This is a genomic window from Guyparkeria sp. (genome assembly GCF_046545975.1).
GTDB lineage: Bacteria > Pseudomonadota > Gammaproteobacteria > Halothiobacillales > Halothiobacillaceae > Guyparkeria.
The window spans coordinates 1-10,492 of the sequence record NZ_JBKGYT010000061.1; the positions used below are offsets into that span (position 1 = coordinate 1).

Consider the following 10,492-nt stretch of genomic DNA (forward strand, 5'->3'; position numbering starts at 1 on the left):
CTGGCCGGCGCCTGGTGGGGGCTCGGCGTGCTGGCCTGGCTGAGCCTGCTGGCCGTCGTGCTCCGGGGCGGCGGGTCGCTGCCGAGTGGCGAGGCGCTGCCCGTCTGGCTGGATGGGGCGGGCCGCCTGCTGGTCCTGCTGGCCGGCAGCTGGTGGGTCTGGCGTCATCTGTCCGCCAGGCCTGTGGGATTGATGCTGTCCGGGCACCTGTCCTGGTCCGGTGCCCGCGGGCGTTTCGAGACCGACCAGGGCGACTGGCGGGGCGAAATGCGCCTGGTCTGGCGCAGCGCGGTTCTGGTGGGTGTGCGTCTGCGTGACCCGGTCCGAGGTGCCGTCACGGTCTGGGTGACGCCGCGCCGGGTCGGCGAGGCCGGCTGGTGGCGCCTGCAACGCTTCCTCGTGCTGGGCGGCGCCTCGGGGACCGGCTGATCCCGGGACGGTCAGCCTGCCGGGGGTGCCTGCCGCAGCCCGTGGTCCAGCGCGGCGACCGCGTCACGCAGCGCCTCCCGGTCGGAGGCGTTTTCCAGGTGGTGGTCGCTGATGGCCAGCCGGGCCCGGTCGTCCGTCTGCAGGGCGACCAATCGATCGGCCTGTTCCTCGTCGATGCCCGGCCGGGCGAGCAGCCGCTCGCGCCGGCTGTCCGGCGGCGCGGTGACCGTGATGACGGCATCGAGCCAGTCGCGATAGGCGGGCCACACGGCGGGTTCGGCCAGCAGCGGTACCACGACGATCACGTAGGGGGCGTGCCGCGCGGCGCGCTCGGCCCGGTCCCGGGCTTGTTCGCGGATGGCCGGATGCAGGATGGCCTCCAGTGCCGCGCGCTCCGCCGGGTCCGCCAGTATGCGCCGCCTCAGCGCCTGGCGGTCGAGTCGACCGTCCGGTTGGAACACGTCTGGGCCGAAGTGCGACCGGATTGCCCTCCAGCACGGCTGTCCCGGTTCGACCAGTTCGCGGCTGATCCGGTCGGTGTCGATCACGGGGATGCCGAGTGCGGCAAAGTACTCGGCCGCCAGGCTCTTGCCGCTGGCGATGCCCCCGGTCAGGCCGATGATCGAGCCGTGACCGGTTTCCCGCACGGTATCCGTCGCCGGCACGGTCGGCGTCCTCAGTAGCCGCCCAGGTAGGCGGCCAGGATCGGCTCGCCCAGGTAGAGCGCCACCAGTCCGGCCAGGGCGAGATAGGGGCCGAAGGGGATGGGGATGCGCCGATCGTGGCGCATCAGCAGGATCATGGCGATGCCCACGATGCTGCCGACCAGTGCCGAGATCAGGATCACCAGCGGCAGCATCTGCCAGCCCAGCCAGGCGCCGAGCGCGGCGAGCAGCTTGAAGTCGCCGAAGCCCATGCCTTCCTTGCCGGTGATCAGCCGGAACAGCCAGTACACTGACCACAGGGCCAGGTAGCCGAACACGGCGCCCAGGACCGCGTCCTGCAGGGAGAGGTGGTAGTCCGGCAGCAGGATCGGCAGCAGCAGCCCCAGCCAGAGCAGCGGCAGCGTGAACACGTCCGGCAGCAAATGGGTCTTCAGGTCGATCGTCGATGCGGCCAGCAACGCCCAGCTGAAGACAAACACGGCCAGGGCGAGGGCGGTCGGGCCGAACTGCCACGCGGCGAGACCCACCAGCCCGGCACTGGCGAGCTCCACCAGCGGGTACTGCCAGGAGATCGGCTTGCCGCAGCTCGCGCAGCGCCCGCGCAGCCACAGCCAGCTGATGACGGGAATGTTCTGCCAGGCGCGGACCGGTGCGCCGCATTCGGGGCAGGCGGAACGCGGCCGGACGAGGTTGAACGGTTCCTCGTCGGTCTCCGCGGGCGCGTCCTCGCCGGCCAGCAGGGCACGGCATTCCCGCTTCCACTGGCGCTCCATCATCACCGGCAGCCGGTTGATGACCACGTTGAGAAAGCTGCCTACCAGCAGGCCGAACAGGCTGGCGACGGCGATCCAGGTCGCCGGATGTTGCTGGAAGAAGGCTTGCAGTTCGGACATGGTTCAGGTGCCTGACATGGAAACGGCCCGGTGAGGCGGGCCGTGGGGGACTCGGTTCGGCGGCGTGGCGATCAGACCACGGCGCCCAGCTTGAAGATCGGCAGGTACATGGCGATGACGAGACCACCGACCACGATGCCGAGGAATGCCATGATCATGGGCTCGAGCAGGCTCGACATGGCGTCGACCATGTTGTCCACCTCCTCCTCGTACATCTCGGCGACCTTGGCGAGCATCGAGTCGAGCGCGCCGGTCTCCTCGCCGATGGCGACCATCTGCACGACCATCACCGGGAACAGGTTGGACTGCTGCATGCCGATGCGCAGCGGCGAACCGGCGGAGACCAGGTCCCGCATGTCCATGACCGCGTCACGGAAGACCGCGTTGCCGGTGGCCCCGGCGGTCGGCGGCAGGGCCTCCACCAGGGGCACGCCGGCCGAGAACATGGTGGCCAGCGTGCGGGAGAAGCGCGCGATGGCGGACTTCTCCGTCAGCGCCCCGAAGATCGGCACCTTGAGGATCATCCGGTCGAGGAAGTGGTTGAACTTGTCGGAGCGGCGCTTGAAGAAGATGAACACGGCGATCAGGGCGGCAATCCCGCCGAAGAACAGCAGGCCGTTCTCTCGCAAGCCAACGGACAGTCCGATGACGAACTGCGTGAAGGCGGGCAGGTCGGCGCCGAAGCTCTGGAACAACTCCTCGAACTGCGGAATGACGAAGATCAGCAGGATCGCCGTGACGATGAAGGCGACCACAATGACCGCGGTAGGGTAGAACAGCGCCTTCTTCACCTTGCCCTTGAGGCTCTCGGTCTTCTCCTTGTAGGTGGCGATCCGTTCGAGGACCACCTCCAGCGCACCCGACTGTTCGCCGGCACGGACCAGGTTGACGAACAGTTCGTCGAAGTGCTTGCGGTGCCGGTCGAGGGCGTCGGCGAGGTTGGTGCCGCTCTCGACGTCGTTCTTCACCTCGTTGACGAGGTCCTGCATCGTCTTTTTCTCGGCGCTCTGCGCGATGATCTCGAGGGCCTGCACGATCGGCAGGCCGGCGCTCATCATCGTCGAGAGCTGCCGGGCGAAGGTGGCGATGTCGCGGGGCTGGACCGGCTTGGATCTCGAGAAGAGCGGACGGGTCTTGCGCTTGACGCGGATCAGGGTCATGCCCAGGCGGCGGATCTCCGCCCGCACGGCGGTGTCGTTGAAGGCGGCCATCTCGCCCTGGACGACGCGGCCCTCCCTGGTGCGCGCCTCGTAGGTGAATACGGGTTTCTCTGCGCTTTTCTGCTTGCTTGCCGCTGTGGCCATCTCGTTCTCTCCCTATGATGCCCGGCCTGGGTCAGTCCTTGGTGACGCGGTTGACTTCCTCGAGGCTGGTGACCCCGGCGAGGACCTTCTTCAGGCCCGACCGTCGCAGGTCGTCAATGCCTTCCTTGCTCGCCTGGTCGGCGATGTCGATGGCGTTGCCACCTTCCATGATGATGCGGCCCATCGCCTCCGAGACGGGCATGACCTGGTAGATGCCCACCCGTCCCTTGTAGCCGTTGGTGCACTGGTCGCAGCCCTCGGCCCTGAACAGCTTGGGCGAGTCGGCCAGATCCTCCGCGGTGAAGCCCTCGCGGCGCAGCTCCTCTTCCGGGATGTTTTCCGGCTGCTTGCAATTATTGCACAGGCGGCGAGCCAGTCGCTGCGCGATGATCAGGCTGACCGAGGAGGCGATGTTGTACGCCGGCACGCCCATGTTGACCATCCGTGTGAGGGTCTGGGGCGCGTCGTTGGTATGCAGCGTCGAGAGGACCAGGTGCCCCGTCTGGGCGGCCTTGATGGCGATCTCGGCGGTTTCCAGGTCGCGGATCTCGCCCACCATGATCACGTCGGGATCCTGGCGGAGGAAGGCGCGCAGGGCGTTGGCGAAGGTCAGGCCCACCTTGGGATTGACGTTGACCTGGTTGATCCCCGATACCACGATTTCCGCCGGATCCTCGGCGGTGGAGATGTTGCGGTCACCCGAGTTGAGGATGTTCAGGCCGGTGTACAGCGAGACCGTCTTGCCCGAGCCGGTCGGGCCGGTGACCAGGATCATGCCGTAGGGCTTCTCCAGGTTTTCCATGTAGAGCCGCTTCTGCTCCGGCTCGTAGCCCAGCTGGTCGATGCCCAGCTGGGCACTCGACGGGTCGAGAATACGCAGCACCACCTTTTCGCCGAACAGGGTCGGGCAGGTGTTGACCCGGAAGTCGATGGAACGCTTCTTCGACAGCTTGAGCTTGATGCGCCCGTCCTGCGGGATGCGGCGCTCGGAGATGTCCATGCGGCTCATCACCTTGACGCGCGCGATGATGCGGTCGGCCAGGTTTGCCGGCGGCTTCGCGCTCTCGGTGAGCATGCCGTCGATCCGGAAGCGGATGCGGAACTGCTTCTCGTAGGGCTCGATGTGGATGTCCGAGGCGCCCTTGCGGATGGCGTCGGTAAGGAGCTTGGTGACGAACTTGACGACCACATCGTCCTGCAGCGAGGCGCTCTCCGCGTCGTGGGCGTCGTCATCGTCATCGCTCTCGAACTCGACGTTCGCCAGGTCGTCGTCCAGCTCCTCGCCGAGCGCATCCATGCTGTCGTTGAGCGCATCGTCGAGCAGGCTGGCGATCTTGGGTGCCTCGCCCACCACGGCCTCGATGGCCATGTTGGTCGAGAAGCGGAAGCCGTCGATCGCGCGCGAGTCCGAGGGATCGGCGAGCGCCACGGTCAGCCGCCGGCCGCGCTTGAACAGGGGCAGGGCCGTGTTCGTCTTGAGCAGCTTCTCCGGCACGAGCTTGACCGGCAGGTCAGTGGTGTCGAAGGCGTTGAGATCGACCAGGGGCAGGCCGAAGCGCTTGGAGGCAACCTCCGCGATGCGCCGTGGGGGAATGCCCTCGGCGAGCATGGTGTTGAGTACCGTTTCGCGGCTGTCTCTGGCCTTCGACTGGATGGCCTGTGCCTGGTCGAGCGAGAGGGCGTCCTCCCGGACCAGGGCGCTGAGCAATCCATTGACGGGGGGTGCGCTCATCGATCCGCCTGTGCGTTGTCGCTTCCGTGTTTACAAGACGTGCCTCGCGCGGCACGGGTGCCGCCCGGCAAGGGGAAAGCATGCCCGCTCGGCGTCGTCGTGACAAGCATGCCGGCTCCGGCCCCGTTCATGACGGGGTCGGTCAATCCTTCCCGGGTTCCCCCGCGGCCGCCTCGAGCTGGCGGATCCGTTCCCGGAGCCGTTCGTTCTCCTCGCGCATGTTGACGAGTTCGGTCACGTCCCGCTGGATGCCGATGAAGTAGGTCAGCCGATCCTCGTCGTTGAACACCGGGGTGATCGACAGCTCGTTCCAGAACATGCTGCCGTCCTTGCGGTAGTTGCGGACGACGACACGCGTGGCCTCGCCGGCGCGGATGGCCTGCCGTATCTGCTGCAGGGCTTCCTGCTCCCGGTCGTCCATCTGCAGGAAACGACAGTCCTGGTAGAGGATCTCCTCTTCGCTGTAGCCGGTCAGTTCCTCGAAGGCCTGGTTGGCATAGATCAGGATGTTGTCGCTGCCTTCCTGCTCGGCGATCACGATGCCGTCGGTGGACGCATTGACCGCCTTCTTGAGCAAATTCGCATCCAGCATCGCCGTCTGGATCTCCCGTTGCGCGTGGTGTTCGCCGCATTGTGACACAGACCCGTTCATGTTCCGAGATCGCCTCAGTGACGGGTGGCGGTATTCGGTCGCCGTTGCGCTGGCCAGAGGGCCCTGGCGACTTCCTGTCGGCAGTGCTCGATGTCCTCCTCGACCAGGCGGCGCCAGCGCTGCATGAAGTCGGCGGCCTGGTCACCGCCTTCGGGCTCGAGGACGGGCAGTCGGCAGCGGAAGACTCGCGCGCCGGCCTGCGAGCCCGCCGGCTCGTGTTCCGGGTCGGGCGAGCCGGTGGTGGAAATCCGCACCCAGGCCTTCGCCGACCAGCGTCGCGCCAGCTGTTCGCGCTGGGTCTCCGACAGGCCGGATGGCAGCAGGCGGACATGGTGTCGGTCGGCGTGCAGCGCGCTGAACAGCCTCAGCCCGCCGGCGGTGAAAGGCTGGCCGGGTCCGTCGGCCGTATCGATGACCACCACCGCGGCATCGTTCCGGCCGGGGGCGTCGGCGACCCAGTCCGCCCGCCCCTTGATGTACTCGGCCAGCCAGATCAGGCCCAGGTCGCGGTCGGGCCAGGCCGTGCGCGCCTCGAGGTAGGCAAGCGCTTCCACCAGCACCTCGCGCAGGTAGTCGTCGGGGGTGAGCCACAACAGGGCCTCGGCCTCGGCGGCACGCAGGGCAGCGGGGTCGAGGTCGATCGCCGCCTGCGTCACCCGGTCGAGCAGGGAACTGGGTGGGGTGACGGGTGCCGGGGCCCGCTCCGGCTCGGCCCGGCTGGCGGACGGCTGCGACTCCTGCTCCAGCAGCGCGGCGATCTGCGCGAAGCCCATGCCGGTCTCGGCAAGCTCCTGGATGCGCTGGATGGTGCGGATGTCCTGCTGGCTGTAGAGCCGGTGGCCGGCCGGCGTGCGGGTGGGGCGGATCAGGTCGTAGCGGCGTTCCCAGGCACGCAGCGTGATCGGGTTGACGCCGGTGATCTGTGCCACCGAGCGAATGGGCAGCAGGCCCTTCTCGTCGATGTCGACTGGGTTCTGGTCGGTCCTGGACAACTTGCCCACCTGCGGCTGACGTGGTGTGTATAACTTGTGCATCGATATTGTAGCAGCCCTGGTCTAAGCTCGCTCCAGTTTCGCGACAACGGCGACGGACCCGGCAAGGGGGAGCGCATGACGGCAGGACAGGCACGGACATACTGGCTTATCGGTGCCAGCAGCGGCATCGGGGCGGCACTGGTCGACCGCCTCGTCGCCGGCGGGCATCGCGTGGCGATCTCCGCCCGGCGCCAGTCGGTGCTCGACGAGCGGGCCGCCCGCGACCCGGACCGGGTGCTCGCCATCTCGGCCGACGTCACCGATCCGGATTCGTTGGCGCGCGCCTGGGACGGGGTGGTGGGCCAGTGGGGGATGCCGGATTCGGTCATCCTCAATGCCGGGGACTACGAGCCGATGGGGCTGGACGACTTCGATCCCGCCCTGTTCGAGCGCCTGGTGCGGGTGAATTTCCTCGGGGCGGTCAACGGCATCCAGGTGGTGAAGGACGGTTTCATGCGCCGTGGCGCGGGCGAGATCGTGCTCACGGCCAGCGTCGCGGGTTACCGCGGGCTGCCCTACGCCTCGCCCTACGGGGCCAGCAAGGCGGCGATGATCAACCTCGCCGAGTCCTTGCGACCGGAGTTCGCCCGGCACGGCGTGGCCATCCGGGTGATCAATCCCGGTTTCGTGCGCACCGCGCTGACCGACAAGAACGACTTTCCCATGCCTGGACGCATCGAGCCCGACCAGGCCGCCCGCCGCATCGCGAAAGGGCTGGCGGGCAGCGGCTTCGAGATCCTCGCGCCGCGCGGCTTCGGTTTCGTGATGAAGCTCCTCCGGCTGTTGCCGTACCGGCTCTACTTCGCGATCACGCGGCGGATGCTCCGGGAGTCCGGCGCATGACGACCGCCGGCCGAGGCATCAACCGGGCGGCCGCCCTCGAGCGTCTCGTCGCCGTGATGGAAGAGCTGCGCGCGGACCGGCTCGATACCCTGGAGACCGTCTACGCCCCGCAGGCCCGCTTCGTCGACCCGTTCAACGCGGTGGAGGGCGTGCCGGCCATCCGCGGGATCTTCGCCCACGGCTTCCGGCAGTGTCCGGGCATGCGCTTTTCGGTGACCGCAAGGGCGGTGGATGGCGACCACGGCCTGCTCCGCTGGCGGATGCGCTGTGGCGAGGAGCCCGGGGCGCTGGTGATCGAGGGGATGACCGAGGTGGTGTTGGCCGACGACGGCCGGGTGCTGCTGCACGTGGACCACTGGGATCCGGCTGCGCAGATCTACGAGCGGGTGCCGCTGCTCGGCTGGCTGCTGCGGCGGATCAGGCGCCGTCTGGCCGTCCCGCGCGACTGACGTCGTCTCCCTCCTGGTCGAGCCGGGCCTCGCCGTTGGCGGTTTCCGGGTCACGGTAGTCCGTCCAGGCCGCGTCGGGTTCGTAGATCGGCGGCGCCTCACCGGCGGGCTCGACCGGCTCGTGCCCGTCCTCCTCGCTCGATCGGGGGTCGAGTTCCACGCCGGCGGCGGAGGTGCGCTGGGTGAAGACGTAGCCGCCGCGCTCGTCATCCGGAACCGGCGCGTCGATGAGGATCCGCCAGAACACCAGCGCGATCAGCGTGAGCAGTGCGAGCAGCACGAACAGCGGGAAGCCGGGGGCCCCGAACAGCCCCATGGCGATGCCGCTGATGATCGGGCCGGCGACGGACCCGGCGCCGTTGACCAGCAACAGCCCGCGCGTGCCCTCCAGCACCTGGTGGCTGGCGAGCCGGTCGTTGGTCTGCGCGACGCTGATCGCGTAGAGCGAGAAGGAGAAGCCGCCGAAGGCCAGTGCCAGGGCGAACACGGCCGGGGAGGGGAACCAGTCCTGGATGGCCAGCAGGATCGAGAACAGCCCGCCGAGCGCGGCGACCAGGATGAGCGCGTAACGCCGGTCCCGGCCGTCCGACAGCCGCCCGATGGGCCACTGCAGCAGTGCCCCGCCGACGATCACCGCCGCGACGAAGGTGGCCACCTGCGTGTCCGGCAGGCCGATACGGTTGGCATAGACCGCGGCCATGCCGTAGACGGTCCCCGTGATGGTGCCGGACAGCAGGGCGCCGATGACCCCCGTGGGCGCCAGCCGGAAGAGCTCCATCAGCGGCAGGCGCGTGGTCTCCATCGGCGGGGGCTGGCTCACGCGGGTCAGGGCGACCGGCACCAGCCCCAGCGAGAACAGCAGCCCGACGATGGCGAAGGTCGAGACGTCCATCGCCCCGTAGGGCGTGATCAGGAACTGCCCGGCCCCGTAGGCGAACAGGCTGATCATCATGTAGATGCCGAAGACCTGCCCCCGGTGGGTGGTGACCTTCTCGTTGATCCAGCTCTCGATCACCATGTACAGGCCGAGCAGGGTCACGCCGTTGACCAGCCGCAGGCCCGTCCACACCCAGGGATCCACGAGCAGTCCGTGCAGGATCGCGGCCGCCGAGGAAATGGCGGCCAGTGCGGCGAAGGTGCGGATATGGCCGACACGGCGGATGATGCCGGGAATGGTGATCGTTCCCAGCACGTAGCCGATGTAGAACGCCGACATGACCAGGCCGATGGTGCCGTCGGAGAACCCCTCCTCGGCGGCGCGCAGGCCCAGCAGCGTCGCCAGCAGGCCGGAGCCGGCCAGCAGCACACCCATCCCGGCGAGCAGCGACTGGACCGAGAGGACGGTGCTAAGCACCGGTCGGCGACTCCCGGGCGACGTTCGACAGGGACTCGGCGCGGCCCATCAGTCGCTCCGCGGCGCCTGCTGCCCGGGGCAGTCGACGGCGAACAGCCGCTCGTCCTCGAGCCGCAGCGCGGTCAGTTGTCGTCCCCAGAGGCAGCCCTGGTCGATGCCCCAGGCGTTGTGGCGGGGCATGGCCGGTCCCAGCGTCGACCAATGGCCGAACACGATCCGCCGGTCGGCCGTCGGTCGGTCGGGCACAGCGAACCAGGGCAGCAGGTCCGGGTCGGCCTGCTCCGGCGGGCGCTTCTCGGCGAAGTCCAGTCGCCCGTCCGGATGGCAGTAGCGCATCCGGGTGAAGACGTTGATCGCGAAGCGCTGGCGGTCCATCGGGGTGGCATGCTCGTCCCAGCGGTCGCTCTGGTTGCCGAAGACGTCGTGGAAGAATGCCGTCGGTTCGTCGTCTGCCATGGCTGCCTCGGCCGCGCGGGCCTCTTCGATGGCTTGCGACAGCGTCCAGGCCGGCGCGATGCCGGCATGCACGAGGGTCCAGTCGAGTTCCGGGTCGTGGTGGATCAGCGGTCGGCGACGCAGCCAGTCGAGCAGTTCGTCACGGTCGTCGGCCGCGAGGATCGGCTCGAGCGTGTCCCGCCCGCGGACCTTGCGGCTGCCGTAGTGGCAACCGAGCAGGTGGATGTCGTGGTTGCCGAGCACGGTGACTGCCCGGTCGCCGAGGTCGCGGACGAAACGCAGGGCCTCCAGCGACTGCGGGCCGCGGTTGACGAGATCGCCGACGAACCAGAGCCGGTCCTGTGCCGGATCGAACGCGACCCGCTCGAGCAGGGCCTCGAGCGGGTCCAGACAGCCTTGAAGATCGCCGATTGCATAGGTCGCCATGTCGTCCTTTTCGTCCCGGGGGCGGTGAATGTCGGGAAATGCTAGCATCGTGTGGGCTCGGGCGTGCCCCGGTCGCGGCTTTCGGCCGGTGGCCTAAGGAAGGTCTGCACGAACCCGATGCCACTCTGGCCTGGCGCGTCGCCCGTGATCAAGGCACGCTTCAGCGGTATCGGATTCGTCCAGACCTTCCTTAATGAATGGAGCGGAAGGAGGGCGGAGCGATCAGGTCGAATTCGGGGATGTCGACCCGGAACA

At 68.3% G+C, this 10,492-nt stretch carries 11 protein-coding genes; 3 read left to right on the plus strand and 8 right to left on the minus strand.

Going from position 1 to position 10,492, the window contains the following annotated elements; genetic code table 11:
- Window positions 1-429 (plus strand): hypothetical protein (locus ACLFMY_RS06700; protein WP_410763834.1); only part of this gene is annotated, 429 nt, incomplete at its 5' end.
- A gap of 11 nt (window positions 430-440) precedes the next feature.
- Here the strand turns inward: ACLFMY_RS06700 and coaE are convergent.
- The 6 genes from coaE to ACLFMY_RS06730 form a co-directional block, all read right to left on the minus strand.
- Window positions 441-1,094 (minus strand): dephospho-CoA kinase, encoded by a 654-nt coding sequence (coaE, locus tag ACLFMY_RS06705; RefSeq protein WP_410763835.1) that lies wholly within the window; start codon window positions 1,092-1,094, stop codon window positions 441-443.
- 11 nt (window positions 1,095-1,105) lie between these two features.
- Complete coding sequence (locus ACLFMY_RS06710; RefSeq protein ID WP_410763836.1) at window positions 1,106-1,987, minus strand: prepilin peptidase; 882 nt, start codon at window positions 1,985-1,987, stop codon at window positions 1,106-1,108.
- Between the two features lie 71 nt (window positions 1,988-2,058).
- Window positions 2,059-3,291, minus strand: coding sequence for a type II secretion system F family protein (locus ACLFMY_RS06715; protein ID WP_410763837.1), 1,233 nt, complete (start codon window positions 3,289-3,291; stop codon window positions 2,059-2,061).
- Between the two features lie 31 nt (window positions 3,292-3,322).
- Complete coding sequence (gene pilB / locus ACLFMY_RS06720; RefSeq protein WP_410763838.1) at window positions 3,323-5,023, minus strand: type IV-A pilus assembly ATPase PilB; 1,701 nt, start codon at window positions 5,021-5,023, stop codon at window positions 3,323-3,325.
- Window positions 5,024-5,165: 142 nt separating this feature from the next.
- A complete protein-coding gene (locus tag ACLFMY_RS06725; RefSeq protein WP_410763839.1) occupies window positions 5,166-5,615 on the minus strand; it encodes a PAS domain-containing protein in 450 nt (149 codons plus the stop codon).
- 74 nt (window positions 5,616-5,689) lie between these two features.
- Window positions 5,690-6,667 carry a MerR family transcriptional regulator gene (locus ACLFMY_RS06730; protein WP_410763840.1) on the minus strand — a complete coding sequence of 326 codons (978 nt, stop codon included), beginning with the start codon at window positions 6,665-6,667 and terminating at the stop codon, window positions 5,690-5,692.
- Between the two features lie 117 nt (window positions 6,668-6,784).
- Between ACLFMY_RS06730 and ACLFMY_RS06735 the strand changes: the two genes are divergently transcribed.
- Window positions 6,785-7,552 carry an SDR family NAD(P)-dependent oxidoreductase gene (locus ACLFMY_RS06735; protein WP_410763841.1) on the plus strand — a complete coding sequence of 256 codons (768 nt, stop codon included), beginning with the start codon at window positions 6,785-6,787 and terminating at the stop codon, window positions 7,550-7,552.
- The gene (locus tag ACLFMY_RS06740; RefSeq protein ID WP_410763842.1) at window positions 7,549-8,001 is read left to right on the plus strand and encodes a nuclear transport factor 2 family protein; all 453 of its coding nucleotides are present in this window, start codon (window positions 7,549-7,551) and stop codon (window positions 7,999-8,001) included. The genes ACLFMY_RS06735 and ACLFMY_RS06740 overlap by 4 nt, the downstream gene beginning before the upstream one ends.
- On the opposite strand, the gene ACLFMY_RS06745 is transcribed toward ACLFMY_RS06740, so the two are convergent.
- Window positions 7,970-9,355, minus strand: coding sequence for an MFS transporter (locus ACLFMY_RS06745; protein ID WP_410763843.1), 1,386 nt, complete (start codon window positions 9,353-9,355; stop codon window positions 7,970-7,972). The genes ACLFMY_RS06740 and ACLFMY_RS06745 overlap by 32 nt on opposite strands.
- 48 nt (window positions 9,356-9,403) lie before the next feature.
- Window positions 9,404-10,237 carry a symmetrical bis(5'-nucleosyl)-tetraphosphatase gene (locus ACLFMY_RS06750; RefSeq protein ID WP_410763844.1) on the minus strand — a complete coding sequence of 278 codons (834 nt, stop codon included), beginning with the start codon at window positions 10,235-10,237 and terminating at the stop codon, window positions 9,404-9,406.
- Window positions 10,238-10,492 lie beyond the last annotated feature (255 nt).